Genomic DNA, 24,812 nt, shown 5'->3' with positions numbered 1-24,812 from the left:
CGGTTGCCATCGATGGCGACCGCCGCAGCGGATGACGCCGCCGGTGTCGCTACGCCGGCGACTCGTCCGGGGTGTGCACAGCGATGGCGATCTTGCCGCGCGGGCGTCTGCGGCCCTCGCCGACAGAGCCGCCCTCCAACAGCGTGTGCGCCTGTGCGACGTCGGCCAGCGGGATCACGGCGCCGATCACCGGCTGGAGTTTGCCCTGGTCCACCAGCCGGCCGAGGGCCGCGAGCTTCGCCCGGCCGGGGCTGGCGAAGACGAAGTGGTAGGTCGCGTTCAAGCCCCACGCGGCGAGCAGGTTCTGCGGTTCGGGGATGTCCACGATGGACGCCACGCGGCCCCGGTCGGCGAGGACCTCCGGACTGCGGGCGAGGGTGTCCCCGCCCACGGTGTCCAGCACAACGTCCACCTCGCCCAGCTCGCGGACCTGCGGCACATAGTCACCGGCCGAGAAGTCGATCGCGATGTCGGCTCCCAGTCCGGTGACGAACTCGTGATCCCTGGCCCGCGCGGTGGTCACCACCTCGGCTCCCAGCGCGGCGGCGAGCTGGATGGCGACGGAGCCGACCCCGCCCGCTCCCCCGTGCACCAACACCCGTTCCCCGACCCGCAGCTGGGCCCGTTCGACCAGCGCCTCCCACACCGTGACACCCACGAGCGCGAGACCGGCGGCCTCGACGTGCGACAACCGGGCGGGCTTACGGGCGACCACGGCCTCATCGACCACGTGGAACTCGGCGTAGGTTCCCTGCCCGCCGAACACCGGCGACAGGTACCAGACCTCGTCGCCTGGCTCGAAGTCATCCGCTCCAGGGCCGGTCTGGACCACCACGCCGGACACGTCGTTGCCGATCACCGTGGGCAGCGCCACCTGGTCGCGGTAGTCGCCGCGCCGGGTCTGAAGGTCGAGAGGGTTGACGGACGTGGCCAGCACGCGCACCAGTACCTGGCCGGGTCCGGGAGTGGGTCGTGGCAGTTCTCGGGCGGCGAACGCGGTGTCCGCGTCACCGAAGCGGACGAGTTCCATCACACGCATCGAAGTCGACATGCGACGACCTTAGATCGTGATATCGCGAATCGTCAATATGAACATGCGTTACGATCACCACGTGTTCTCGGAGGCGGAGTTGCTGGCTGTGTTCCGGGCCCTGTCGAACCCGGCCCGTCGCCAGATGCTGGTATGGCTCAAGGACCCGATGAGTTTCCCCGGCCAGGAGCCCGAGGACGTCGAGATCGGCGTCTGCGTGACCGACATCCAGCGGCGTATGGGGCTGGGGCAGTCCACCACCTCGCAGTACCTCACGATGCTGCGGCAAGCAGGGCTCGTGGTCGCGACGCGCCGGGGCAAGTGGACCTACTACCGCCGCGACGAGGCGAACATCGCCCGCCTCCTGGAGACCCTGCGCGACGTGTTCTAGAACGGATGCCGTTCGGCCAAGGACCTCCGCCCGGTCGACGAAAGCAGCGTGCCGCCGCCGGTGACCGGCGGCGGCACACTGCTTGGGCGGGCGCGGGGTCGGCGGACGCCGACCCGGGGATCAGTGGCGCCCGACGCGGGGAATCGTGAACGACGCGGGGCCGGCCGGCAGATCCACCGTGTACTGGCCCAGGTAGGTGTCCAGGAACGGTGAGCGGGCGCCGGCGGTGGGGCGGTCGTCGGCCGGGCTGTCCAGGGCCAGCTCGATCCGCGCGTTCTTCACCTTGATGGTCTCGCCGGAGGGCGTGTCGCGCCAGGAACCGGTCTGGATGGAGCCGATCTCCACCGCGAGGACATGCCCGGAGGTCAGGGTCCAGTCGGTCGCCTTGAGGTCGACCGTCAGCTTGCCGGAGTCCAGCAGGGAGACCTGCTCGTCGAACATGACGGCGGTGCCGTCCGGGGCGACGTCGTACAGCTTGACCATGACGTTGCCCGCGCCCTTGGCGGTCAGGGAGACCTGCGGGGTGCCGGTGACACGCACGGCCCGTTCGACCGGCTTGGACCACACGAAGAAGCTGGACGTGATCTCACCGGCTTTCTGCCGCTTCGCCTGCCCCTCGGCCAGGCCCTTCGGCGCGGCCGGGTCGAGCGCGGGAGCGTTCTCCATGTCCCACTCGCCGGAGGGCTGCTTGCGGGGCTGCCCCGTCGCCTCACCGGACGGGGCCAGTCCCACGCGCGCGGAGGCGCCGCCGTCGTCCACGTACGAGCCGTCGCCGAGCGGGAGGGTGACGGACCGTTCCACGACGGGCCATGTCTTCTGAGCACGCCAGGTGCCGGTGGAGTCCTGGACCGAGTACGCGGGGTAGTCGACCTTCGGTTTGACGCCCTTGAGGTACTGGTCGTAGAAGGAGAGCGTCTCCTCGTACCAGCCCTCGCGTCCCATGGCCAGGCGGCCGTCACTGGTGTGGTCGCCGCCGCGCACGTGGTCCCACTGGCCGAGCCAGCCGCGCTCGGGGCCCTGGTGATTGCGCAGGTACTCCTGCATCTCCTCGGGCTTGGTGTTGTTCTCGATGAAGCCCTGCGTGACGAACAGCGGGGTGTCGGTGCGCTTCGCCATCCTGGCCAGGTCGCGGGAGGTCCAGTGCTTGTCCCGCTGGTCGGCTATTCGGTATCCGGCCGAGTTCTCCGTGAGGCACTCCGGATGGGTCTCCTCCCACCGGGAGTTGGCCAGGTAGCGAGGGTCGTCGTCCGGCATCTGGTCAACGGTGGCTATGGAGTTGTACGCGTTGGCGGTGCCGGTGACATTCGGGCGGGGAACCCCGTTGGAGTAGATGTACTGGTACATGTCCCACACGGGCTCCTGGGCGACGACGGCCTTGAGCGCCCGCTGGTCCAGGTTGTTGCCGATGAGCCCGGTGACGGCGTCGTACGACTTGCCGTACATACCGACCGCGCCGGTGGACCACGGCTGCTTGGCCGCCCAGTCGACGGCCGCCTTGACGTCGGCCTGCTCACCGGGCCCGCCCCAGTCGAGGCAGCCGGTGGAGCCACCGAAGCCGCGCAGGTCCACCATGACGAAGGCGTACCCCTCGTCGAACAGGTCCGTGCCCTCGATGAAGTCCTGGAAGCGGTTCGAGGGACCGGTGTGCGTCCAGTCCTCGGGGCCGGTCTGCCCCGAGTGGCCGAAGTACGGGCCGATCGACAGGATGACGGGCACGCGCTTCTTCTTCTTGGCCAGTGCCTCGGGGAGCAGGACGTCGGCGTGCAGTTCGGTGCCGGAGTCGTCGGATGACGGGAAGTAGCTCTGCGTCCAGACGGAGCCCTCGGGGACGCGGTCGTTCTCCGCGTGCGTGACGGGCTCGGTCGCGGTGGCGACCGCCCCCGTGCCCGCGCCTGCGCCCGCCTGATCCTGCGCCGCGGCCACGGGGCCGGTGAGCGTGCCGGTCAACGCGAGAGCTGCGACGAGTGATGAGGCGGCCCAAGTGGTCGCGCGACGTCTTTTCACATGCGTCTCCCAGAGTTGTGGGTGCGAAGCGGAGCGGTACGGGGTGCGACAGCCGAGCGGTGGCTCTGACCTGCGGTGGAGGAGGCGACGGCAACTCCCCCGCGCCTGCGGGAGGTTACGTCATGGACATGGTCGGAACTGACGGCGAGGCAGCCTACGATCATCGGTAAATCACGTCAATGGGGCGGCGGGTGAGGCGTCTGCGAAGGCCACCCGGATCGACGCCGTACCACCGCCGGCCGCCGACGACCGGGGCCGGGGCCGGTCCCTGCGGAGGCCGGCGTACGGCGAGGCCCCGCGTACAGAAGGCACGGGGAACGACGCTCCACGGCACGGCACGGCGGCGCCGACAAGTACGCGGCCCTCGGCGCGCTCAGCCCGACGACTATCACGTCGAGGAGTACACGGCGGTCGTCGCCGGGCGGCCGCGACGCGGTCGCCGTCAATCACCGGCCGCTGTCCGCCGCGCTGACCTTCTCCCGCTTGATCGCCGAGTCACCGATCGGTTCCCGGGCGGACCGCGACCGCTTCTACCGTCCCGAGGGGCAGACCCAGCAGGATCTGCTGGACTACGCGGACGCCAACACGGGCTAGGGCGCGCGCGGCCGGCGCCGACGCAAGGCGTGTGCTTCCTTGTCAACTCCGACCGGTCCGCCCCCGCGTGAGCGAGCGGCGGCAGCACCGCGCGGATCCAGGACCGTCCCCCTCCGCCCCTAGGCTCGCCGCCCCCCGCTGAGACGTCAGCCGGTCCGGAACCGCCGACCCGGCCGGAAGCCCCTCGGGCGGGGCTACGGAGTGGCCGCGTTACGCCACGCCTGCGAAACGGGCGGTCAGCCAGACCGGGTCCACGATGGCCGAGCCCACCACGACGGCGTGCGCGCCCGCGTCGAAGGCCGCGCGTACCTCTTCGGGTGTGGCGTAGCCGCGTTCCGCGACGACCGGTACTCCGGCGCCGGACACCAGGGTGTGTACGAGTCCGAGGTCGGGCAGCGGGCCGGTGCCGGCCTTGGCGGGGTAGCCCATGGTCGATGAGCTGACCATCGCGGCGCCCGCCGCCACGGCGGTGCGCGCGTCGGCGATCCCGGGCACACCCGCCTTGACCGGCCTGCCCAACTCGACGAAGGAGGCGACCAGTTCGAACAGGTCCTGGCCGTCGTGGCGGCGCGCCGCCGAGTCCGCCTCCAGTTCGACCACGTCGGCGCCGGCGTCCGCGAGGGCGGCGGCGTGGGCCCGCGTCGGAGTGATGCGGACGACCCCGCCGTGCGAGCCGTCGATGCTGACGGCGAGCACGAACAGGCCGGGAACGGCGCGCTTCACGGCGCGTACGGCGTCCGGGCCGTCCACCTTCACGGCGACGGCGCCCCCGGCCTGAGCGGCGGCGGCGAGCCGCACGATGTCTTCGACGCTCTGCCAGGGCGAGCGCGGGGACGGGGTGAGCGAGACGATCAGCCCGCCGGGTATGAGGTTCACGCCGCGAACTCCTCGCCGTTCACGAGGACGCGCTCGACGGCGACATCCTTGTCGGTCACGATCAGGTCGGCCGGCCCGCCGAGGGTGAGTTCCCCGGCTCCGGTGAGCCCGTAGAAGCGGGCGGGCGCCCGGCTGGCCAGGTTCACCGCGCGGTCGATGGGCCAGTCGTGCTCGACCAGCCCGCGGACCTGCTGAAGCAGTGTCACCGTGCTGCCGGCGAGGGTGCCGTCGGGCAGGCGCGGAACACCGTCGGTGACCGTGACGGAGAAGCCGCCCACGGTGAACGCGCCGTCGCCCGCCCCCGCCGGGGACGCGGCGTCGGTGACGAGCATGATCCGGTGCTCGGCGGCCTTCAGCGCGAACAGCGAGGTCTCGCGCGCCAGATGGATGTCGTCGGCGATGAGCTGGATGGCGACCTCCTCCCGGTTGAGCGTCGCGCCCGCGATACCGGGGGCGCGGTGGCTGAACGGGATCATCCCGTTGAACAGGTGCGTGACGGCGCGCGCGCCCGCGTCAAACCCGGCGTACGCGGTCGCCGTGTCGGCGCCCGAGTGCCCGGCCTGCACGATGACCCCTTGGCCCGCGGCCCAGGCGATCAGCTCCCGGGCGCCGGGCAGTTCAGGGGCGACGGTGATCGTGCGCAGCGGTCCGGCGTCGAGGAATCGCCGCACGATGCCGATGTCGGGGTCGCGGAGGTACTCGGTGCGGTGTACGCCGCGGTGGTGCGGGGACAGGAACGGGCCCTCGGCGTGCACACCGACGACCTTCGCGCCGCGCGGCGCGGAGCGCTGGAGCCCGCCGAGTACGCGCAGCTGCCGGACGACGTTGTCCTCGGAGTCGGTGATGACGGTGGGCTGCACATGGAACACGCCGTCCCGGGTGAGAGCGGCGAACGCCCGGCCGAACTCCTCCTCCGTGGCCGCGTTGAAGTCGACCCCGCCGTACCCGTTGACCTGTAGGTCCACCAGGCCGGGCAGGACGTACCCCGTACCGGTCGACGGCAGACCGGCGCGTACCAGCCGTCCGTCGTCGATCTCGATGTCGCCCTTCACCCAGGCGCCGGCGATGACGGCGCCGCGTGCGGAAACTCTCATGGATACAACCTCGCTAGATGGGGGACAACGCCGCGGCCGGTGGATTCCGCCGCGGTCGGGGGGTGGTGCGCCGAGCCGGCCTGGCCCTCCAGGGCCGCGCGGAAGCGGTAGCGGTCGCCGCGGTAGACGCTGCGGCACCACTGCACGACACGGCGGTTCTCGTCGTACGTCGTCTGGACGATCTCCAGGACGGGGTCGCCCGGACCGAGGCCGAGCTTCTCGGCGAGGTCGGGGCTCGCGCCGCGCGCCTCGATTACGCAGTCGGCTCTCTTCGCGTGCAGGCCGTACTGCTCGGCGAGTGTGGAGTAGAGGGAAGCGGTGGTGAAGTCGTGTTCGCCCAGTCCTGGCGCCGGCCCCTCCGGGATGAGCGAGAAGTCGATCAGGGTGGGGATGCCGTCGAGATAGCGCAGCCGGACCAGTTCGACGACGGGGGCGCCCGGTGCGATACCCAGCAGGTCCGCCTCGTCGAGCGAGCCCGCGCGGGTGAGGCACTTCAGCACTTTCGAGCTGGAGGTCAGACCGTTCGCGGCGGCGAGGTCCGAGAAACTCACCAGCCCGGTGGCGCCCTCCTCGATCGACTCCGCCTCCTGCTCGCCGGGCCGCATCGAGGCCGGCGCGGACGACTCCGCCCGCACCCACCGGGCACCCGCGACGACCATGACCAGACCGGCGACCTCCAGATCCTTCAGGGCCTGGCGGACGGTGACCCGGCTGACGTCGAACTGATTGGCGAGGACCCGCTCGGAGGGCATTCTCGAACCCGGCGCGATGACCCCGGACTCGATGCGCTCCCTGAGGTGCTGCGCGACCTTGCGGTGCAGTGCTGGCGAAGTAGACATAGAACAGATTGTGTCCGTTGGAATTGAGGGTGATGAACGTATTCGGCGGCCCGTGCCCCGCCGTGCGGAGCGCGTTCGCGCGTCCGACGGCCGGGCCGGTGACGGCTATTCGCCGTCGTCGAGCTTGGTGCCGGTGTCGAGGAAGAGGAATTCGTCGGGGTCGATCCCCCGCGCCCGCGCGGAGCGCAGCGCCACCTGTTGCAGCAGCGCCGCCACGAAGACCGGGATCTCCAGGGGGCCGTGTGCCTCGATCGGTACGACGAGGGTCCGCTCGCCGTGGGCGACGGGTGCGCCGGTGCGCAGTTCGACGATCTGACGGCCGAGCGAGCCGAGCGCCCGGACGATCTGCCCGTCGTCGGGGCCGTCGAGCACGATGTGCAGGGCCGAGGGGAGGGTCGACTCCATCAGACCGTGCAGATACTGCCGTGTCTCGAACGACGCCGCGGGCACCCGCGCCACCTCGCGCAGCAGCAGCGCGCCGCCTTCGACCGCGCCGTACTGGTCCGCCGGTGCCACCAGGTCGAGGATGGACGCGGCCGACAGCCGCTCCGCGATCTCCTCTGTCTGCGGGGAGACGTCGTGGAGGAATCCGGCCAGTCGCTCCCCCAGGCTGGACCACGACGCGGACGGTTCACCGTCGGTCCAGGTCTCGGCGAGCATCGACACGGCCATCGCCGACGCGGTGAAGCCGATGCTCGAGGCGAGGCTGTCCGGCAGATCGCCGAGGGTGAGCACCGAGTCGGCGGCGGACGCCATCGGTGAGTCGGTGACGTTGACGACCGCGAGTTTGCGGCCCGTCGCCGCGCGCATCACGTCCACGGTCTCGCGGCTGCGGCCCGATTGCGACAGCGCCACGAGGGTGGCGTTCTCGTCGAACGGACCGGCCTCCGCCGCGTTGAGCCGGACGCTCGGGATGCCGCGTGCCGACAGATGGGCGGCCGGCGCGGCGAGCGCCGCGAGGCTCGCGCCGATGCCGATGAACGTGACCTGGGCGGGCCGGCCGGTAGTGGCGGCGGCGGCGAGCGCCCGTTCACGCAGGACCGGGGCGACCTCGGTGAGCCGGCCGGTCTGGTCCAGCACGCCCTCCTCGAAGGGGATGAAACCCTGGCGCAGAAACGCGTTGACACTCATCGGCCGCTAGCCGCCCTTCCTCGTCGTGCCAGGGAATCGATCACTACGGCGACGACGAGTACAGCGCCGGTGATCACGTACTTGACGGCGGAGGTCTGGTTGAGCAGATCCATGCCGTTGGAGACCGCTCCGATGACGAGCATGCCGAGCAGCGCCGAGTAGGCGGTGCCTCGCCCGCCGAAGAGGCTGGTGCCGCCGATGACCGCGGCGGCGATGGCGTTCAGCAGGATGTCGCTGCCGCCGCTGGCCTGGTTGACCGCGAACAGGCGTGAGGCCGCGAGCACTCCGCCGAAGGCCGCGAGTGACGAGGCGATCGTGAAGGCGATGACCTTCACGGTGCCGACCTGGATGCCCGCGCGCCTGGCCGCCTCGGCGTTGCCGCCGACGGCGAACAGCTTGCGGCCGAATGTCGTACCGCGCAGCAGGATGTCGACGATGACCACGAGCCCGACGAAGATGATCAGCGACAGGGGTATGCCTTGCCACTGCGCGAAGACGGTCGTCGCCGCGAGGATGACGAGCGTGATCACGGACGCGGGCACCAGCGTCCCGACGAGGGGGCGCACGGCCAGCCCGCGCTCACGCCGCCGGCGGGCGGTGAGGAACGCCCTGCCAAACGACGCCACCGCGTAGAGGACGGCGATGACATAGCCGGTCCAGGCCGGGAGCGTGGTGTTGGCGAGCGAGGCGATCGCGCCGTCGTAAGGGATGTTGATGGTGCCGTGGTTGCCGAGCACGAGGAGTTGGCCGCCCTGCCAGGCGAGCAGGCCGCCCAGGGTCAGTACGAACGACGGCACGCCGAGCTTGGTGAAGATGAAACCGTGGAACAGACCGATCCCGGCGCCGAACACGATCGCCAGGACGATCGCCAGAACCGGCGGCCACCCCGAGTTGACGCTCAGCACGACCATGGAGGCGGAAGTGATGCCGCTGACCGATCCGGCGGAGAGGTCGATCTCCCCGATGATCAGGACGAAGACGATGCCGAGCGCGATCACGCCGGTCGAGGCGATCTGGAGGCTCAGGTTGGAGAGGTTCTGCGGCGAGAGGAACCGCGAGTTCGCGATCTGGAAGACGAGCGAGATGACGACGAGGCCGAGGATGACGGGCAGCGGTCCGAAGTCGCCGGTACGCAGGCGGCGTACGCGCTCCCGCGCCCAACTCGCCCCCTCCGACGGAGGTCCGGACGGCAGGAGGCCGCGCTGTGGGCGGTCGGTGGCGGTGTTCGTGGTCACGGTCATCCTTCCTCGGCCCGGTCGCGGCGCAGCTTCCGGCGCTTCTGTGCACTGCTGTCGGCGATGCCGGTGATGGCGGCGACGACCTGCTCCTCGGTGGTCCCCTCGACGGGGAACTCGGAGACGCTGCGCCCGAGTCGCAGGCAGACGATCCGGTCCGCGACGTCGAAGACGTCGGCGAGGTTGTGACTCACCATCAGGACGGCGTGGCCCTCGGAGCGGAGCCGCTCGATGAGTTCGAGCACCTCGGCGGTCTGCTCGACGCCGAGGGCCGCGGTGGGCTCGTCCAGGATGACGAGCCGCGGGTCACCGAGCAGGGAGCGCGCGATGGCGACCGACTGGCGCTGCCCGCCGGAGAGCGACGAGACGGGGACCCGCAGGTCCTTGATCTTGACGGAGAGCCGCTTGAGCAGCCCGACGGCGATCTCCTCCATGTCGAGCGCGCTCAGGAAGCCGCCGTGGTGCTTCTCGCGGCCTAGGAACAGGTTGGCGACGATGTCGAGGTTGTCGCAGAGCGCGAGGTCCTGGTAGACCGTCGCGATGCCGAGGCGCGTCGAGTCGATGGGCTTGCGCGGGGAGACCTGTTCGCCGCTCACCGACATGGTGCCGCCGTCTCGGGGGTGCGCCCCGGAGACCGTCTTGATCAGGGTGGACTTGCCCGCCCCGTTGTCGCCGACGAGTGCGACGACCTCTCCTGCGGCGACTCTCATGCTGACGTCGCTGAGCGCCCGCACGGCGCCGAAGCTCTTGCTGATGTGGGCCAGTTCGAGCACGGGCGGCGGGCTGTCGCCCGGCCTTTCCACGGTGTCCACGGTTTCCACGGTCGGTGTCATCGGCTGTCTCCTCTCATGTTTCGTTGGTCGGCCGCGGCGGCGACCACGGCCGGTTTCGCGAGGTGCCATGCCGCCGCGCCGGCGAGTCCCGCGTCGTCACCGCACCGGGCGGCGCGCACCTCGACGTCCCAGGAGACGTGCGAGGTCGCGGTGGCCCGGATACGACGGTCGAGTTGGTCGAGCAGATGGGCGCCGGCCGCGCGGGCGAGCCCGCCGCCGACCACCAGTACGTCGGGTGAGACCACGTGGCACAGGAGCGTCGCGGCGGCGGACGCCGCGTCGGCGATGTCGGCGAGCGCGCCGGCCGCCAGGTCACGGGCGTGCCGTTCCCCGGGGGCGGTGCCGGTGCCCGCGGCGAGTTCGGTCAGGGTGCGGTAGTCGGTGTCCCTGCCGAGTGCGTCCGAGACCTGGCGTACGCGCTGTCCAGAACCGAGGTCCTCGATCATGGGACGTGCGGCGCCGAGCAGGTGCAGGAACCCGATCTGGAATCCCGACACGCGTCCCGACAGCACACGGCCGTCGCTCACCACGGCGGCGCCGACCCCCGTGGAGAGGGTGAGGTAGGCCGTCGTCCCGGTGGTGGTTCCGGCGCCGAAGTACGACTCGCCGATCGCGGCCAACTCGGCGTCACCGGCCAGTTCGACGGCCAGTCCGGTGGCCTCGGAGAGATACGCGGCCGACAGCCGGTCGAGATCGGTGGCCGGCAGATTCCGTGCCACGTGCAGACGGCCCTGGACGTGGTCCACCCGTCCGGGCAGGCCGACGACCGCCGACACGGCATCCGTACCGGCCGCGATCCGGCTCATCAGATCGGCGACCTGTTCGTGCGCCGCGCCGTGCCGGACGGGCTCCTTGAGCCGGCGGGTCAGGGCGCCGCCCGGGTCGACGAGCGCCGCGCGGGCCGTGGTGCCGCCCAGGTCGACTGCTACGCGCCGGGCGGCATCACTGGTGGGGAGGGAGATCACTTAGCGCAGTCCCGCCTTGACGCACGCCTTCTCGTAGTCGGCCGTGCAGATCTGATCGACGGTCAGGTAGCCGCTGTCGAGCAGGATCTCCTTCATGTTCTCCCTGGTCACGGCGATGGATTCGAGCAGATACGCGGGCACCTTGGTGGTGCCGTCGTCGACGGTGCCGTTGAGCAGGTCACCGCCGGGCTTCTTGCCGACCGCGAGCGCGGCGGCGGCCTTGGCGGCGATCTGTGCCTCGGTCTCGACGGGCAGGTACGTGCTCTCGTACAGGTCGCCCGCGACCATGTTCTGGATGGCGTCGAGTTGTGTGTCCAGGCCCGTGACGGGCGGCATCGGCTTGACGCCCGCGCTCTTCAGCGCGGCGATGACACCGGTGGCCATGCCGTCGTTGCCGGCGTAGACGCCGTCGATGTTGGCCGCGCCCAGCTTGGTGATGGCCTGCTGCATCTGGTTCTGCGCGTTGGCGGCCGACCAGCCCTTGGTGTCGTACTCGGCGGCGACGGTGAAGCCGGACTTGTCGATGACGCTGTGCGCGCCGTCCTTCTCGGGCTTGGCGCCGGAGTCGACCGGGTCGCCGTTCATCATGACGACGTTGCCGGAGGTCTTGCCGTCCTTCTTCAGCTTGTCGAGGAGCGACTGCATACCGACGGCGCCCTGCTGGACATTGTCGAACTTCACCGCGTAGTCCACGCCCGCCTTGTAGATGACGCGGTCGTAGCTCATGACCTTCGCGCCCTGCCGGCGTGCGCTGGCGACCGCGGCCCCGGCGGCGTTGGAGTCGACGGGGTCGATCACCAGTACGCTCGCCCCCGCCGTCAGCGCGGACTCGGCCTGGCTGAGCTGCTTGCCGGCGTCCCCGGCCGCGTTGTAGTAGCGGACCTTGCACGAGGGACAGGTCTTCGCGAGCTGCTTCTCGAACGTCGGCTTGTCCCGCGCCTCGTACCGGGCGGTCGCGTTCTCCGGGAGCAGGAACGCGACGATCGGGTTCTTCTTTGCGTTGCCGACGGCGGAGCTGCCGGACGAGCCGTCCGCTCCCTCGGATCCGCTCTGCCCGCACGAGGTGAGCAGGAGGGCTCCCACCGCGGCCACCCCCACAGCGGCCATCTGTCTGCGACGTGAATGAGAACTGACGTTCATGAGGTTTGTCCCCCTCGGGCCATTTGTTACCGAGTGATGCGGAGCACGTTAAGACTGGTAGCAACCAGTGGTCAAGCCTCTGGTATCACGGCTCGATAACTGAAGTAGACCACTGGTATTACCCGCCTCCTGCCAGGGAATCTCCATCCAGCACACCCCCGGTCCCCACGGAGGGCCACCTTCCGATCTCTTCGCGCCCCTACGGCGAGCACCACCGAGGCCATTCCGGTCTGAACCAGTGGTCATATATCTGATGCCTCGTCGGATCGGCGGTCGCGGACCGTCTCGGGCGCCCCGACTCGCCCCGGGCGGCGGTGCGGCGCTCGGCCTCAGGGACCGCTTCGCGTTCTACGGTGCGGACAGGGCCGGTCGCTGTCGCCCCGCGAGGCGTCGCTCCCACCGGGCCCGTCCCGCTTCTCGGTCAACGGCCAAGCGCCTAGGCCCTGTTGTGTTCCTCGAAGCTCGAAGAAGGAGTGTCATGAAGACGTTGGTGGTCGGCGCGGGCGCCGTCGGGGGTTTCGTGGGCGGCAGGCTGGTGCAGGCCGGCCGCGAGGTCGACTTCCTCGTCCGGCCCGCGCGCGCGGCGCGTCTGCGCGAAGACGGTCTGCGCATCGTCGACGGCACCCGGACCGAGACCGTCGACGTCGACTGCGTCACGGCCGGGGAGTTGAACGGTCCCTACGGTCTCGTCCTGCTCTGCGTCAAAGCCGACGCGCTCTCCGCCGTGATGTCCGATGTCGCGCCCGCTGTCGGGGACGGAACGGTGCTGGTGCCGTTCCTCAACGGCATGAAGCACGTCGAGACGCTCACCGAGCGATTCGGCGGTGCGGTCCTCGGAGGCGTACTGAAAGTCGTCACCCAGCTCGGTCCGGACGGTGAGATCCGCCAGTTCGCGCCGGGCGGCCAGGTGCAGATCGGGGAGCTGGACGGCCACGTCTCCGAGCGGGTGGCGGCGGTCTCAAGGACGCTGTCGATCCCCGGCTTCGCGGTCGACGTGCCGGAGAACATCCTGGACGCCATGTGGTCGAAGTGGGTGATGATCGCGACGATCGGCGCCGTCACCTCGCTGGTGCGCGGCACGATCGGGGAGGCCGTGGCCCTCACGGGCGGCGCCGACTTCGCGTCCGGCACGTTCGAGGAGGCGGCGTCGGTCGCCGCCGCGGCGGGACATCCACTGAGCGGGGACGACCGGTCGGGCATTCTCGCGTCGGTGACCGCCGCCGGTGCCCCGACGACCTCCTCGCTCTCCCGGGAACTTCTCTCCGGCCGGACCACCGAGGTGGAGAACGTCCTCGGCGACCTGATCGACCGCGCCCACGCGTTCGGTCTGGCGGTCCCCCGCCTGGAGGCGGCGGCCCTCGCGCTGCGCGCCCACAACGCCCGGTCGGCCGCCGCCCGTTGACCCCGCCCCGGCGCGGGGCTGCCTCAACCGCCCCGGGTCGCGGAATCGGTGCCGGTGTCGGTACGGGTGCCGGCCCGGTGGTAGGCGCCGGGCGTGATGCCGTACGTACGGGTGAACCAGCGCGAGAGATGGGCCTGGTCGGCGAAGCCCGCGGCGACCGCCGCCGTCACGGGTGCCACACCGGCCGTCAGCAGACTCCTGGCGCGGCGCAGCCGCAGATCGCGCTGGTAGTCGCTGGGGGCGAGGCCGTACGCGGCACGGAAGCCGCGGTAGAGGGCGTAGCGGCTGCATCCGGCGGTCCGGGCCAGTTCGTCGGCCCCGATGTTCTCGGTGAAGCGTTCCTGGAGGATCGCCCGCGCGCGGGTGGTGGCCCGGTCGGCGCGGGTACGAAGGGGGTCCCCCGTCCGAAGGGCCGGCCCCGAGGCGGCGTGAGTGGTCAGGCCGAGGACGGCGGTGGTGAGGTGCTCGTCGATGAGGAGCCGCGGTTCGCCGGCCACGATCGCCCGGTGCAGTCGGGCGAGGGTGCGTGCCAGGGCCGGATCGTCCACGACCGGGTCCGGGAACAGCGGCAGTCCGGTCCCGGGCCGCGCGTCGGCGAGCACCCCGCGCACCAGGGCCTCGGGGACATGGAGCATGCGGTAGCGGTAGGGGTGGTCGGCGGCGGCGTGGCCGTCGTGAGGGTCGTCGGGGTTGAAGACCATGACGTGCCCCCGCGCGCTTGTGGCGTGCCGCCCCCGGCAGAAGAAGGACTGCGCGCCGTCGTCGGTGACGCCGAACGAGTACGTGTCGTGCGAGTGCCTCGGGTACTCGAAAGCGTGGAAGCGCGCCTGCATCGCCTCCAGGGCGAGTCCGTCCACTCTCCAGTAGGCGGCGCGCTCGGCGGGGACGGGGGACATGACCCCAGTGTGCGCACCGGCGTTCAAGACTTCCACTTCCGGCCGCCGCAGGCTGTGGTCGCACCGGCCTTCCGGTCCCAGGTGCCCCCACTCCGTTCCGTCTCTGTGTTCCGTCTCAGTTCCGTCTCTGTGTTCCGTCTCAGTTCCGTCTCTCGGGAGTACGCGCGATGAACCAGCCCACCATGTCCCAGGCAGCCCGTACGGAAGAGGTCCGGGTGGCTGTCTACTCGTACTTCGCCCGGACCGGCGCCGCCCCCGGACCGTCCGAGCTGGCCGACGCCGCCGGAGTCACCCCCGACGAGGCCCGCCGGGCGCTGGAGGTCCTGCACGGCCACCGTGACGTGGTCCTCGACGCCGAGGACCGCGACCGTATCGTCATGGCGCACCCCTTCGCCTCCGTCCCGCTCGGCTTCTCCGTGATGGGCGAGAACACGCTCTGGTGGGGCGGCTGCGCGTGGGACTCCTTCGCGCTGCCGCACCTCCTGACCGGCGAACCGGACGTCCTGGTCGCCACCCGCTGCCCGGCCTGCGACACCCCGCACGCCTGGGTCGTCGACAGGCAGGCGCCGCCGCCGGGCGAGCAGGTGGCGCACTTCCTGACACCCGCCGGACACATCTGGGACGACGTCGTCCACAGCTGCGCCAATCAGCGCCTGTTCTGCTCGGCCGACTGCGTCGAGACCTGGCTGGGGGCGACGGGACAGCCACGCGGTTATGTGATGGACCTGGCCACGCTGTGGCGCCTCGCCCGCGGCTGGTACGCCGGACGTACGGAGCGCGGATACGTCCGCCGCGACCCCGACTCGGCCGCCTCCTACTTCGCCGAGGTCGGACTGCGCGGGCCGTTCTGGGGGCTGCCCGACTGACGGCGGGGCTACGGGCCGGCGGGTCGGTAGACGACGGTACGGGTCAGTACTCGTAGGCGCCGACGTCGAAGGGGGCGGAACGCGGCTTCCTGTCGACGTCGACGGTGGGCGCGTCCCTGTTGGTTCCGGCGCCGATGGCGGGCGAACCCGGCTTCAGACGCAGGTCTCCGGCGCCGTGGTTCACGAAGTACGTGGAGTAGGCGGTGCCCACCGTGATGTTGTTGGAGTGCTGGGTGTTGATCGCGGCGCCGGTGTTGAAGGTGCGTGCGAGGTTGTTGCGAACGATGTTGCCGTTCGAGGGGGTGCCGTCCTTCTGATCGGTGAGGCGGATCTCGCTGGCCGTGGCCGGGGAGCGCGGGACCACGGTGTTGTTGACGATCCTGCTGTCGTTCATGCCGTAGAGCCCCATCGCGAGACCGACCTCGACCTGGACCACGTTGTTCTCGATCGTCCAGTTCCGGTACGGGCCGTCGAAGGCGCCGATCCCCTGGATCGTGTACTTGCCGTTGTACTGGAAGGGGATCTTGGCGTAGCGCGTACCCGTGCGGCTGATGAAGACGTTCCCGCGCAGTACGACGCCGGTGACCGGGGTGAAGCTGCCGTCGCCGCGGTAGCTCTGGAACATGTCGCGGTGGGGAGGGTCGTTCTCGGTGCCCGGCGGCACGACCGCGTAGCTGTTCACCGCGGAGTTGTACTCGAACAGGCAGCCGCTGACCTTGCAGCGGTAGGCGTCCTCCCAGAAGTGGTCGACGCTGTTCCCGCGGATCACCGCTCCCGTGGCGCCCGCGCCGGCCTGGGAGGTCCGCTCGGTCATGACGCCGTTGCGGACGTTGCGGATGCGGTTGTTGGACACCTGGTTGCCCGCACCGATGATCATGACGGCGGTGCCGCTGCGATTGACCCAGTCGTTGTTGTACCAGGTGTCGGCCGCGGCGTCGCCGGCGGCCCGGATCTGGGAGTTCTGGAGGATGTCCTGGGTGGCACCGGCGTCGAACTGCACGAGATTTCCCGTCGTGTAGGTGCCGTCGGCTTCCTGGGGTGAGACGAGCACGCCGTCGACCGTCCAGCGGCTGGCTCCGGAGGCGAACCGCAGCGTCTTCATCCGGGGCGTCGCTCCCGGTGCGGCCTTGATGGTGCGTACGCCGGTGGCGCCGCCGGTGATGACCGGGCTGCCGTGGTTTCCGGCGCGCAGCTGGATGGTGTCTCCCGCGCCGAAGGTCCGGCCCGACGCGAAGACCTCCTGGAGTGTGCGCCACGGCCGGTCCGCCGTACCGGGATTGTTCGCGGACCCGGTGGCGGGGTCCACGTGGTAGACGGTGGCCGTGGGGGCGGGCGGGGCTCCCGCGCCGAAGGCCGTCTCATTGACCTGGAGTCCGAGGACCGACAGCGCGCTGCCGAGAACCAGTGCGCGCCGGCGCGTTCGGCGTGCGGACGGGGAGGTGGTCATCACGGGACCTCTGCTTCCGATGTGTGTGTGGGGGGGGGAGCCGTGCCGTGTGTCTGGGAGGAGTTTGGGTCAAGTCATGCCATCGGTCAACGGATTCATTGGATTGAATTTGCTGCCACCGAGGCGTCGTCAGCCGTCGGACGGGCGGACGCCGGGCGTAGGATCGTCGTTTCGGGGCGGCGCCCGTACCCATCGAAAAGGACTGCCATGAGCTCGTCGGACGGTCTCGGCTCCGGCCCGCGCGGCAACAAGACGCACCGGCTCGCGGACGATCTGCGCCGTGCCGTCGCGGAACTTCGCTGGCCGGCGGGGAAGCTTCCGACCGAGCAGCAACTGGCCCGTGACCAGGCGGTGAGCGTCAACACGGTCCGGCGGGCCGTCGATCTGCTGGTCCAGGAGGGCCTCGTCTACCGGCGGCAGGGATCCGGTACGTACATCTCGGCCTCTCCGGCGGTGGGCACCGGATACACGATCGGCGTCGTCGTGCCCTCACTGACCTACTACTACCCGCGTGTCATCGCGGGCATCGAACGCGAACTCTCGCGCCACGGCTGCCGGATGCTCCTGCGCTGCACCGAGTGGGACACCGAGCTGGAGCACGAGGCCACCGTGAAACTGACCCGATCGGGATCGGACGGCCTGATCCTGGTGCCCACGCTCGGCGACGACGGCCCGCGCGCCCGGCCGCTCGCGGAGACTGAAGAGTCCACCGTGCCCGTCGTGCTGGTCGAGCGCGGCACCGAACTCCCCGCCACCTCCCACGAGTTCGTCTGCTCCCACCACGCCGCCGGGGCGCGCCTCGCCGTCGAGCATCTGCTGGGCCTGGGCCACACGCGGATCGGTTACGCGGAGAGGAGCAGCCCGCACACCGCGCCACAGGTACGGTCCGGCCTGACCGTCGCGCTGGAGCACGCCGGTCTCGACCCGGCCCCCGTGGTCTCGGCGTCGCTGCCCCGCTGGACGGCGGAGGACACGGACCGCTTTCTCGACCGGTTGCTGCGCCGGGAGGGGACGGCCGCGCTGTGCTTCGCCGACCGCGAGGCGTCACTGCTGGTCGGCGCGGCGCGGCGGCGCGGACTGCGAGTCCCCGAGGATCTTTCCGTCGTCGGATACGACAACGAAGTGGCCGACCTGTGTGAGGTTCCCCTGACCGCGGTCGCCCCGGCGAAGGCGGAGATCGGCAGGCGCGCCGCGGACCTCATCAGAACCCGGATCGCCGACCCGGACACCCCGCGACGCCAGTTGACGCTCGTACCGGACCTGGTCATCCGCTCCTCCACCGGCCCGGCGCCCGGCCACGGTTGAACGGACCGGCCACCGGCCGAGTACGGCGCCGGCGCGGCGCAGGGATCGTTGCGTACGAACCGGATCGCCCGCCCTGGGACACCGGCCCCACTCCCCCGGCGGGGAAGCGCCGGCGGTCGTCATCGGTACCATCCGAAGCGCTCGGCGATCAGGGGCAGCCGGTCGGCGACGAGGGCGTGCGCCGCCGCCCGGGGAGTGGTGCCGTCGGCCTGGGCGCGCGCCAGCATCTGGTCGACCAGCGCGCGCATGGACCGTCGGATGTGGGCGAACGCCTCCTCGGCGTCCGCGCCGATGTCACCGAAGAGCGTCCACCACCACCAGGCGTTGGTACCGGAGTTGACCACCACGTCGGGAAGGACCTTCGTACCGCGCCTGGCGAGGAGTTCCTCCGCCTCCGCCAGGACCGGCATGTTGGCCGCCTCGACGATCCAACGGGCGCTGATCCGGGCCTGGTTGGTGGCATCGATCGCGTACGAGACCGCGGCCGGGACCAGCACGTCGGCGTCGACCGCCAGCCAGGCGTCGCCCGGAATCTCCCGGTCGGCCGGGCGCATGGCGCGCCGGTCGATGCCGCCGTGGGCGTCGCGGGACCGCAGGAGGGATTCGACGTCGAGCCCGGCCTCGTTGACAAGGGTGCCCTTGACGTCGGCGACCGCCACGACGCTCAGGCCCGCCCGCGACAGGAACCGGGCGGTGGCACCGCCCATGGTGCCCAGCCCCTGGACGGCGACGCGGGTTCCGGCGTGGGGCACCCCCGCGTGGTCGAGGGCCGACAGTACGGCCTCGGCGACTCCGCAGCCCCCGACGAGTTCGTCCAGCCCGATCCCTTCGACGTCCACGGCGAAGGCGTCGGCCAGCCGCCCGCGCGCGGCGGTCTCGTCGTCGAGCAGCGGATACACGGCCTGGATGGAGGAGACCAGTCCCGCCTCGGCGGCGGCCCGGTCGACGAGATCCTGGGTGAGCCCCAGGTCCTCCCCCGTCGTCCAGAACGATTCGATGTAGGGGCGCATGGCCCGCAGATAGCGCACGAGGACCCCGTGGGCGTCCGGGTGCCTGGGGTCGCAGTCGATCCCGCCCTTGGCGCCGCCCAGCGGGATGTATCTGCTGTCCGGGTCGTAGTGGAGCACTTCCTTCATCGTCATGCCCCGGGCCAGACCGGCGACTTCGCCGAGGGTGCACCCCTCCCGCATCCGCAGTCCGCCGCTGGACACGCCGCGCACCAGACGGTCGACGACGAGATGGCCCTGACGGCCGGTGACATGGTCCGTCCAGGTCAGCTGGATCAGTGGGGTGTGGGTGTGGGTGGGCATGTGGTCTCCTCGGTGACGGTTGAGCGCGGTCGGCCACTGCTCCAGTCCCACCGTATGCGCGAGCCGTCTCTCTTCGCCGACGGACTCTGCGGGGCGACACCGACAGAGAGTGGATGGGCCTCGTCAACGATGCCCCTGCCGTTGGCCGTTGTGACCATCGGGTCGTCCAGGGCCTCGGCCACCGACGACGCCCCTGTCCGGCAGTGCGCACAGGAACGCGCGCACTCGGGCGCGTACACGCCAGTTTGTGTGATCAACATCGGGCCGGTGAGCCGGATGGCACCCATCCGGGTGGGAACGGGCGTTTCCCGGGCGGGATGAGGGCCTCGCCGGGGTGCGCCGTGTCATGAAGGTGTCCAGCCGGTGGAACACGAGCCGGAGTTGATCGACAGCAAGGGGATTCCGTCATGAGCGCACCGCACATCGGGCACCGGGTCGTATCCGTGCTCGCCGGGGTTCTGCTGGCGGGGACGGCCCTGGCCGCCCCCGCCCTCGCCGCGGGCCACCAGGCGGGGCCGGGCCCGGCAGCCTTCACCACGCAGGAGGGGCCCGCCGCCGCGGCCTTCGTCCACAAGGGCCGGGTCATCGCGAAGCCGGCCCTCAACGTACGGCAGAACCCGAACACCAGCCGGCCGCCCGTCGGCTCCATCCCGTTCGGCACCGTCATCGAACTCGACTGCAAGGTCAACGGCCAGTCCGTGGAGGGCAACCCCCGCTGGTACCTGCTGAAGGACCACAGCGGCTGGGTCGCCGCGCGCTGGGTCGAGAACATCAACGCGGCGCCCGGCAAGTGCTGAACACGACCCACTGATCCCATCGCGTGCCCCCGCCCTACGCGGGGGCACGCCCGCGTCTCCACCGCATTTGGGTGGCGGCGCACGGCGCATCCACAACCACCGTGTCACCCGGCGCATTTGACACCTCCTTTGGATAACCGCTATCCATTGGGGACGTCGAAGAGGGGGACGCGTGCAGGACGTGGTGCTGGCGCTGCTGGTCAAGGAGCCGTCGCACGGTTATGACCTGCGCAGGCGCCTGGCGGCGGCGCTCGGGCCGCTCGGGGAGACGCTGAACGCGGGACAGGTCTACGTCACGCTCACCCGGCTCGAAAAGGCCGGCCTGGTCGTCCAGGTACGCGAAGAAGCGCCGGTGCGCGGGCCGAAGCGCAAGGTGTTCGCGCCGACCGCCGCCGGGCACGAGCGGGTGGCCACGTGGATGGCCGAGAGCTCCGGGCCCCGGACGGATGTGGCGGAGTTCCATCTGAAGCTGGTGGCCGCCCGGGAGTCCGGCGCCGCCGATCCGCTCGCGCTGGTGGACACGCGCCGGCGGGAGCTGATGAGCAGCCTCGCCGAGGCCCAGCGTGCCGCCCTCGCTCATGACACGGGTTTGGAGGTCGGGCTGCTGCTGGAGGGCATCGCGCTCCGATTGCAGGCCGATCTGCGCTGGTTGGAGATGTGCGAGCGGGCCTGGTCCGGCCGTGCGCCGCGTGGGGAAGACAGGGGAAGCGGATGACGAGAGACAGCCGGCGGAGCCGGGATCGGTCGCGGCGGCGCGGCACGGACCACGGCGTAGGAGCGGGCCGAGCCGACGAGATGGCGGGGCCGGTGCTGCGGGCGGTCGGTCTGGCGCGCGTGTACGGCGACGACGAGAGCGCGATATGGGCCGTCGACGGGGTCGACCTCGATGTCCCCGCCGGGCAGACGCTCGCCGTGACCGGCCCCAGCGGCTGCGGCAAGTCCACGCTGCTCCAACTGCTGGGCGGCCTCGACCGTCCCACCGAGGGTGAGATACGGCTCGGCGGACGGCGCATCGACAACCTCGGCGAGCGGGCGCTCGCCCGGCTGCGGCGCCGTTCCCTCGGGTTCGTCTTCCAGGCGTACCACCTGATCGACGAGCTGACCGCGGCGGAGAACGTCGAACTGCCCGCGCTGCTCGCGGGTGCCTCACCCCGTACCGCCCGCCGCCGCGCCGCCGAACTGCTCGACCAGGTCGGTCTCACCGACCGGGCCCGGCATCTGCCCTCCCAACTGTCCGGCGGGCAGCGGCAGCGGACCGCCATCGCACGCGCCCTGGTCAACAAGCCGCTCGTCGTCCTCGCCGACGAGCCCACCGGCAATCTCGACAGCGCCGCCACCCACGACATCCTCCGGCTCTTCGCCGAACTGCGCGCCGCCGGACAGACCCTGGTCATGGTCACCCATGACGAGCGCGTCGCCGCCACCGCCGACCGCATCGTCTCGCTGCGCGACGGGACGCTCGACGACGACATCCGCCCGGACGGCCCCGACGCCGGCACCACACGGCTCGGCGCGCTCCTGAACTGGGAGAACTGACCGTGGGACCTCTGCTCCTGATAGGGCGCCTGCTGCTGCGCGACCTGCGCCGCCGCCCCGGCGAGGCCGTCGTCTTCCTGCTCGCCGTCACCATCGCGAGCGCGAGCCTGACCCTCGGTCTCGCGACCGGCAACGCCGTCGACAGCGGGTACGAGAAGACGCGCGCGGCCACCGAGGGACCCGACATCATCGCCGTCACGACGGCCGCCGATCCCTCCGGCATGGCCGAACACCTCGCGAACACCCCCGGGGTCGCCGAGCAGGCCGACCCCGTCTTCGCGTTCGACACGTACATCAAGGCCCGCGGCAGGAGCGCGCACTCCGCGGTCGAAGGGCGCGACACCTCCCAAGACGCCACGGTCGACCGGCCGTTGGTGACGTCCGGCACCTGGGTACGGCGCGGCGGCGCGGTGCTCGAACGCGGCTTCGCCAAAGCGCTCGGCGTGCGCGTCGGTGACCGGATCACCATCGCCGGACGTGACTATCCGGTCGTCGGAACCGCGATCAGCGCGGCCACCCCGGTCTATCCGTGGAGCGACAACGCACAGGGGCCCGGCCCTTCGAACTTCGGCGGCAGGCTCTGGCTCACCGCCCCGGACACCCGTGAGGCCGCGGGCGACAACTCCGGAGTCCATCTGATCTATCTGAAGCTGGACGATCCCACGGCGACGCGGGAATGGCAGGACACCGCGTTCGCCGACCGGAGCGAGGCCGACGGCTGGGTCAACACCCGGAACTGGCAGTCCGTCCTGCTGACCGACAAGGCCATGATCCAGCACATCCAGCCCGCCCTGATCGTCGGAGGCTGGCTGCTCACCGTCGCCGCGGTCGTCACCCTCGCCGCACTCGCGACAGCGCGCGCCGCCCGGGACGACCGGCGTGCCGCACTGCTCAAGGCCGTCGGCGCCGGACCCGCCACCGTCACCGCGGCCCTGCTCACGCCGTATCTGCTGCTCACCTTGCTGGCCACCGCGACCGGCCTGACCGCCGGGGTACTCGCCGCGCCCCGACTGGTCGACCCCAGCGCCGGTCTGCTCAACACGGTCGGCCCGCCCGGCTTCGGCACCGTCCTCGCCGCGATCCTCCTCGCCGTCGTCGTCGCGGTGACGGGCGCGCTCCGCCCGGCCCTGCGCGCGGCCCGTACCAGTACCGTGGGCGCCCTGGCCGACCCGGCGCGTCTGCTCGTACGACGCCCGCGCCTCAACTCCGCCACGGCGTATCTGCCCACGTCACTGCTGCTCGGCATCCGGCTGCTCGCACGCCGGCCCGGCCGCGCGGTGCTGGCCGGCGCCGGCACGGCCGCCACCACGCTCATGGTCACGGCCCTGCTGACCTGGCACACCGAACTCGCCACGCGGCCCGGTGCCGCGCGGTTCGGCCCCATCGAGGTACGGGCCGACCAGACCGGTCAGGTGCTGCTCGCGGTCACGCTCGCGCTGGTGGCGATGTCCACGCTCAACACCGTGCTCCTGGGCCTGAGCACCGCCGTGCAGTCCCGGCGCGCCCTGTCCGTCGCCCGTACTCTCGGCGCCACACCCGGACAGGTCGTCGTCGCGCTCAGCGTCGCTCAACTCCTGCCCGCCGTACCCGCGGTGGCGGCGGGTGTTCCGGCGGGGCTCGGCCTGTACTGGTTCTTCGGCGCACCGATCACGCCCCCGGGATCGTGGCTGCTCGCCGCCGCGCTCGTCATCCTGCTGACGGTCGCAGCGCTGACCGCCCTGCCCGCGTGGGTCCACACCCGCAGCCCCGCCGGACGCTCCCTCGACGCCGAACCTGTCTGACGGACCGCCCGTCCGGGGCTGCCGCCGCGCGTTCAGGGCCGGTCGTACCAGGCGACCGCCGCGATCCGCCAGCCCTCCGGGGTACGGACGAACTGGAGGGTCTTGGTCCCGCCTCCCTCGAACGGCTCGCCGTCCAGAATCCCGGACTTGCGGTACTCACCGAACCGCGACGCGATGTCGCCCGCGATCTCCGTCCGTCGAGAGGTCTCCCACTCGTTGAACTCGACAAGTCGGCCGTCCGTCAGCAGTTGTCGGCGGGGCTCGATGAACTCGTCCACGGTGTAGACCGTGAACTCCGGGCCGGTCTTGACGATCACACCGCCCGGAAGGACCAGCCTGCGGATCCGGGCCACGTCGGCGGCCTTGCCGCCCCGGTTGTCGAACGCGCCGAAGAACTCGGCGGTCACCACGTCTATCTCACTCTCGGACATGGCGCGACAGTAGCAACGAAGGGCACCGGGCGCCGGTGGGCGCTCACCTCGACACCGCGGGCCGGTACCGGAGTTCAGAACGTCGGGTAGCCCCGGCAGCTGTTGGAACCCAGGCGCTTGACGGAAGAGGTCTTGTCGCCGAAGTTCCATCTGCCGTCGTGGAGATTGGGAATGTACCCGCCGGCCGGAATGCAGTAGTGGCGGTCCGCGTGGCCCGTGTCGTCGTACAGCACCCAGGCCACCACGTCCCGATTCCGCACGGAGCTGGCTCTGTCACCCGCCGAGCCGAGGCGCGTCTGACTGCTGGTGTAGTTCCATTGCGCCCCGCCGAGGTCCTGGTGCTCCCCGAGAACGAGAGGCCCGGCCAGGGCATCGGCCTGTACCGTCGGCGCCAACGCGAGAGTCGAAAGGACCGTCGCCGCGGTGGTCATGGCCGCGACCATCGTCCGTTGGAACGTGTTCATCATTTCCCCTTTGTCTGTGCACTTACCGCGCATCCTGCCAACGGAACTTTCCCTTCGGCAGAGGCATGGGAAATAGCCACAGATAAACCACCCCAGGGGGTTCTTCGGTAACGCTATTATCCGAATCTCATTGAGCCCTGCCCGATGAATTGGCGCCGCACCGCGCCCTCTTGGACTCCGGCTCAAGCAAGCCGTGGGCCGAACGGCAGAGTTCGGTGGAAGTCGGCCACCTCGGCCGGTGCGATGTGTGTGCCCATGGCGACGATCATGGTAGGCGCGCCGGACGGTGCGGTCGGGCCCGAACGCCGTCGGCGCACGGCGGCGAGGATCTTGTCAGGGCGGGGCTTCCTCGGTAGGACTGTGCGCGTGGGCGATCAACCGAACTTCAGTGCAGGTCTGGGACGCCGCCCACAAGTCCGCGTAAAGCCGCTCGATCCTCTGATTC

Annotated in this window: 23 protein-coding genes; 8 read left to right on the top strand and 15 right to left on the bottom strand. The window is 70.9% G+C overall.

Annotation, left to right across the window (positions count from 1 at the left end; all coding sequences use genetic code 11):
- Positions 1 to 49 precede the first annotated feature (49 nt).
- Positions 50 to 1,051 carry a zinc-binding dehydrogenase gene (locus ACFYNU_RS24370; protein ID WP_356585294.1) on the bottom strand — a complete coding sequence of 334 codons (1,002 nt, stop codon included), beginning with the start codon at positions 1,049 to 1,051 and terminating at the stop codon, positions 50 to 52.
- A gap of 61 nt (positions 1,052 to 1,112) precedes the next feature.
- Here ACFYNU_RS24370 and ACFYNU_RS24365 point away from each other — a divergent pair, with 61 nt between their 5' ends.
- A complete protein-coding gene (locus tag ACFYNU_RS24365; RefSeq protein WP_356585293.1) occupies positions 1,113 to 1,421 on the top strand; it encodes a metalloregulator ArsR/SmtB family transcription factor in 309 nt (102 codons plus the stop codon).
- Between the two features lie 120 nt (positions 1,422 to 1,541).
- Here the strand turns inward: ACFYNU_RS24365 and ACFYNU_RS24360 are convergent, their stop codons facing one another.
- The 9 genes from ACFYNU_RS24360 to ACFYNU_RS24320 all read right to left on the bottom strand — a co-directional run bounded on the left by ACFYNU_RS24360 (position 1,542) and on the right by ACFYNU_RS24320 (position 12,075).
- Positions 1,542 to 3,425 carry a CocE/NonD family hydrolase gene (locus ACFYNU_RS24360; RefSeq protein ID WP_356585292.1) on the bottom strand — a complete coding sequence of 628 codons (1,884 nt, stop codon included), beginning with the start codon at positions 3,423 to 3,425 and terminating at the stop codon, positions 1,542 to 1,544.
- An 804-nt stretch (positions 3,426 to 4,229) separates the two neighbouring features.
- The gene (locus ACFYNU_RS24355) at positions 4,230 to 4,895 is read right to left on the bottom strand and encodes an N-acetylmannosamine-6-phosphate 2-epimerase (protein WP_356585291.1); all 666 of its coding nucleotides are present in this window, start codon (positions 4,893 to 4,895) and stop codon (positions 4,230 to 4,232) included.
- The gene (gene nagA, locus ACFYNU_RS24350) at positions 4,892 to 5,989 is read right to left on the bottom strand and encodes an N-acetylglucosamine-6-phosphate deacetylase (protein ID WP_356585290.1); all 1,098 of its coding nucleotides are present in this window, start codon (positions 5,987 to 5,989) and stop codon (positions 4,892 to 4,894) included. Before nagA ends, ACFYNU_RS24355 begins: the two co-directional genes overlap by 4 nt.
- The gene (locus tag ACFYNU_RS24345; RefSeq protein WP_356585289.1) at positions 5,986 to 6,828 is read right to left on the bottom strand and encodes a GntR family transcriptional regulator; all 843 of its coding nucleotides are present in this window, start codon (positions 6,826 to 6,828) and stop codon (positions 5,986 to 5,988) included. The genes nagA and ACFYNU_RS24345 overlap by 4 nt, the downstream gene beginning before the upstream one ends.
- Positions 6,829 to 6,933: 105 nt before the next feature.
- The gene (locus ACFYNU_RS24340; protein ID WP_356585288.1) at positions 6,934 to 7,959 is read right to left on the bottom strand and encodes an SIS domain-containing protein; all 1,026 of its coding nucleotides are present in this window, start codon (positions 7,957 to 7,959) and stop codon (positions 6,934 to 6,936) included.
- The gene (locus tag ACFYNU_RS24335; RefSeq protein WP_388767222.1) at positions 7,956 to 9,200 is read right to left on the bottom strand and encodes a sugar ABC transporter permease; all 1,245 of its coding nucleotides are present in this window, start codon (positions 9,198 to 9,200) and stop codon (positions 7,956 to 7,958) included. Before ACFYNU_RS24335 ends, ACFYNU_RS24340 begins: the two co-directional genes overlap by 4 nt.
- The gene (locus ACFYNU_RS24330) at positions 9,197 to 10,027 is read right to left on the bottom strand and encodes an ATP-binding cassette domain-containing protein (RefSeq protein ID WP_356585286.1); all 831 of its coding nucleotides are present in this window, start codon (positions 10,025 to 10,027) and stop codon (positions 9,197 to 9,199) included. The genes ACFYNU_RS24335 and ACFYNU_RS24330 overlap by 4 nt, the downstream gene beginning before the upstream one ends.
- Positions 10,024 to 10,992, bottom strand: coding sequence for an ROK family protein (locus tag ACFYNU_RS24325; RefSeq protein ID WP_356585285.1), 969 nt, complete (start codon positions 10,990 to 10,992; stop codon positions 10,024 to 10,026). The genes ACFYNU_RS24330 and ACFYNU_RS24325 overlap by 4 nt, the downstream gene beginning before the upstream one ends.
- Positions 10,993 to 12,075, bottom strand: coding sequence for a substrate-binding domain-containing protein (locus ACFYNU_RS24320; protein WP_356585284.1), 1,083 nt, complete (start codon positions 12,073 to 12,075; stop codon positions 10,993 to 10,995).
- Positions 12,076 to 12,610: 535 nt separating this feature from the next.
- Here ACFYNU_RS24320 and ACFYNU_RS24315 point away from each other — a divergent pair.
- Positions 12,611 to 13,534, top strand: coding sequence for a 2-dehydropantoate 2-reductase (locus tag ACFYNU_RS24315; RefSeq protein WP_356585283.1), 924 nt, complete (start codon positions 12,611 to 12,613; stop codon positions 13,532 to 13,534).
- Positions 13,535 to 13,557: 23 nt separating this feature from the next.
- Here ACFYNU_RS24315 and ACFYNU_RS24310 read toward each other — a convergent pair whose 3' ends face one another.
- Positions 13,558 to 14,430 carry an AraC family transcriptional regulator gene (locus ACFYNU_RS24310; RefSeq protein ID WP_356585282.1) on the bottom strand — a complete coding sequence of 291 codons (873 nt, stop codon included), beginning with the start codon at positions 14,428 to 14,430 and terminating at the stop codon, positions 13,558 to 13,560.
- A 167-nt stretch (positions 14,431 to 14,597) separates the two neighbouring features.
- On the opposite strand from ACFYNU_RS24310, the gene merB reads away from it, so the two are divergent.
- A complete protein-coding gene (gene merB / locus ACFYNU_RS24305; RefSeq protein ID WP_356585281.1) occupies positions 14,598 to 15,296 on the top strand; it encodes an organomercurial lyase in 699 nt (232 codons plus the stop codon).
- A gap of 43 nt (positions 15,297 to 15,339) precedes the next feature.
- On the opposite strand, the gene ACFYNU_RS24300 is transcribed toward merB, so the two are convergent.
- Positions 15,340 to 16,743, bottom strand: a complete 1,404-nt coding sequence (locus ACFYNU_RS24300; RefSeq protein WP_356585280.1) for a choice-of-anchor Q domain-containing protein — start codon at positions 16,741 to 16,743, stop codon at positions 15,340 to 15,342.
- 207 nt (positions 16,744 to 16,950) lie between these two features.
- Between ACFYNU_RS24300 and ACFYNU_RS24295 the strand changes: the two genes are divergently transcribed.
- The gene (locus ACFYNU_RS24295) at positions 16,951 to 18,048 is read left to right on the top strand and encodes a GntR family transcriptional regulator (protein ID WP_356585279.1); all 1,098 of its coding nucleotides are present in this window, start codon (positions 16,951 to 16,953) and stop codon (positions 18,046 to 18,048) included.
- Positions 18,049 to 18,167: 119 nt separating this feature from the next.
- Here the strand turns inward: ACFYNU_RS24295 and ACFYNU_RS24290 are convergent, their stop codons facing one another.
- On the bottom strand, positions 18,168 to 19,358 hold the full coding sequence (locus ACFYNU_RS24290; protein ID WP_356585278.1) for a Glu/Leu/Phe/Val dehydrogenase dimerization domain-containing protein: 1,191 nt from the start codon (positions 19,356 to 19,358) through the stop codon (positions 18,168 to 18,170).
- A gap of 407 nt (positions 19,359 to 19,765) precedes the next feature.
- Here ACFYNU_RS24290 and ACFYNU_RS24285 point away from each other — a divergent pair, with 407 nt between their 5' ends.
- The 4 genes from ACFYNU_RS24285 to ACFYNU_RS24270 all read left to right on the top strand — a co-directional run bounded on the left by ACFYNU_RS24285 (position 19,766) and on the right by ACFYNU_RS24270 (position 23,472).
- The gene (locus ACFYNU_RS24285) at positions 19,766 to 20,155 is read left to right on the top strand and encodes an SH3 domain-containing protein (protein ID WP_356585277.1); all 390 of its coding nucleotides are present in this window, start codon (positions 19,766 to 19,768) and stop codon (positions 20,153 to 20,155) included.
- A 172-nt stretch (positions 20,156 to 20,327) separates the two neighbouring features.
- Complete coding sequence (locus ACFYNU_RS24280) at positions 20,328 to 20,870, top strand: PadR family transcriptional regulator (protein WP_356585276.1); 543 nt, start codon at positions 20,328 to 20,330, stop codon at positions 20,868 to 20,870.
- Complete coding sequence (locus tag ACFYNU_RS24275; protein ID WP_356585275.1) at positions 20,867 to 21,691, top strand: ABC transporter ATP-binding protein; 825 nt, start codon at positions 20,867 to 20,869, stop codon at positions 21,689 to 21,691. The genes ACFYNU_RS24280 and ACFYNU_RS24275 overlap by 4 nt, the downstream gene beginning before the upstream one ends.
- A 2-nt stretch (positions 21,692 to 21,693) precedes the next feature.
- Complete coding sequence (locus tag ACFYNU_RS24270; protein ID WP_356585274.1) at positions 21,694 to 23,472, top strand: FtsX-like permease family protein; 1,779 nt, start codon at positions 21,694 to 21,696, stop codon at positions 23,470 to 23,472.
- A gap of 32 nt (positions 23,473 to 23,504) precedes the next feature.
- Here the strand turns inward: ACFYNU_RS24270 and ACFYNU_RS24265 are convergent, their stop codons facing one another.
- Complete coding sequence (locus ACFYNU_RS24265; RefSeq protein WP_356585273.1) at positions 23,505 to 23,903, bottom strand: DUF4440 domain-containing protein; 399 nt, start codon at positions 23,901 to 23,903, stop codon at positions 23,505 to 23,507.
- Positions 23,904 to 23,977: 74 nt separating this feature from the next.
- Positions 23,978 to 24,367 carry a hypothetical protein gene (locus ACFYNU_RS24260; RefSeq protein WP_356585272.1) on the bottom strand — a complete coding sequence of 130 codons (390 nt, stop codon included), beginning with the start codon at positions 24,365 to 24,367 and terminating at the stop codon, positions 23,978 to 23,980.
- Positions 24,368 to 24,812: the final 445 nt, after the last annotated feature.

The organism is Streptomyces sp. NPDC006643, assembly GCF_042870175.1.
Classification (GTDB): domain Bacteria; phylum Actinomycetota; class Actinomycetes; order Streptomycetales; family Streptomycetaceae; genus Streptomyces.
This window is presented reverse-complemented; position numbering and strand designations above follow the sequence as displayed.

What these genes read in the sequence shown, in the direction of transcription:
- ACFYNU_RS24370 (WP_356585294.1), bottom strand. Translation starts at nt 1,051, where the DNA reads ATGTCGACTTCGATGCGTGTGATGGAACTCGTCCGCTTCGGTGACGCG.
- nagA (WP_356585290.1), bottom strand. Translation starts at nt 5,989, where the DNA reads ATGAGAGTTTCCGCACGCGGCGCCGTCATCGCCGGCGCCTGGGTGAAG.
- ACFYNU_RS24345 (WP_356585289.1), bottom strand. Translation starts at nt 6,828, where the DNA reads ATGTCTACTTCGCCAGCACTGCACCGCAAGGTCGCGCAGCACCTCAGG.
- ACFYNU_RS24340 (WP_356585288.1), bottom strand. Translation starts at nt 7,959, where the DNA reads ATGAGTGTCAACGCGTTTCTGCGCCAGGGTTTCATCCCCTTCGAGGAG.
- ACFYNU_RS24335 (WP_388767222.1), bottom strand. Translation starts at nt 9,200, where the DNA reads ATGACCGTGACCACGAACACCGCCACCGACCGCCCACAGCGCGGCCTC.
- ACFYNU_RS24330 (WP_356585286.1), bottom strand. Translation starts at nt 10,027, where the DNA reads ATGACACCGACCGTGGAAACCGTGGACACCGTGGAAAGGCCGGGCGAC.
- ACFYNU_RS24315 (WP_356585283.1), top strand. Translation starts at nt 12,611, where the DNA reads ATGAAGACGTTGGTGGTCGGCGCGGGCGCCGTCGGGGGTTTCGTGGGC.
- ACFYNU_RS24310 (WP_356585282.1), bottom strand. Translation starts at nt 14,430, where the DNA reads ATGTCCCCCGTCCCCGCCGAGCGCGCCGCCTACTGGAGAGTGGACGGA.
- merB (WP_356585281.1), top strand. Translation starts at nt 14,598, where the DNA reads ATGAACCAGCCCACCATGTCCCAGGCAGCCCGTACGGAAGAGGTCCGG.
- ACFYNU_RS24300 (WP_356585280.1), bottom strand. Translation starts at nt 16,743, where the DNA reads ATGACCACCTCCCCGTCCGCACGCCGAACGCGCCGGCGCGCACTGGTT.
- ACFYNU_RS24295 (WP_356585279.1), top strand. Translation starts at nt 16,951, where the DNA reads ATGAGCTCGTCGGACGGTCTCGGCTCCGGCCCGCGCGGCAACAAGACG.
- ACFYNU_RS24290 (WP_356585278.1), bottom strand. Translation starts at nt 19,358, where the DNA reads ATGCCCACCCACACCCACACCCCACTGATCCAGCTGACCTGGACGGAC.
- ACFYNU_RS24285 (WP_356585277.1), top strand. Translation starts at nt 19,766, where the DNA reads ATGAGCGCACCGCACATCGGGCACCGGGTCGTATCCGTGCTCGCCGGG.
- ACFYNU_RS24275 (WP_356585275.1), top strand. Translation starts at nt 20,867, where the DNA reads ATGACGAGAGACAGCCGGCGGAGCCGGGATCGGTCGCGGCGGCGCGGC.
- ACFYNU_RS24265 (WP_356585273.1), bottom strand. Translation starts at nt 23,903, where the DNA reads ATGTCCGAGAGTGAGATAGACGTGGTGACCGCCGAGTTCTTCGGCGCG.
- ACFYNU_RS24260 (WP_356585272.1), bottom strand. Translation starts at nt 24,367, where the DNA reads ATGAACACGTTCCAACGGACGATGGTCGCGGCCATGACCACCGCGGCG.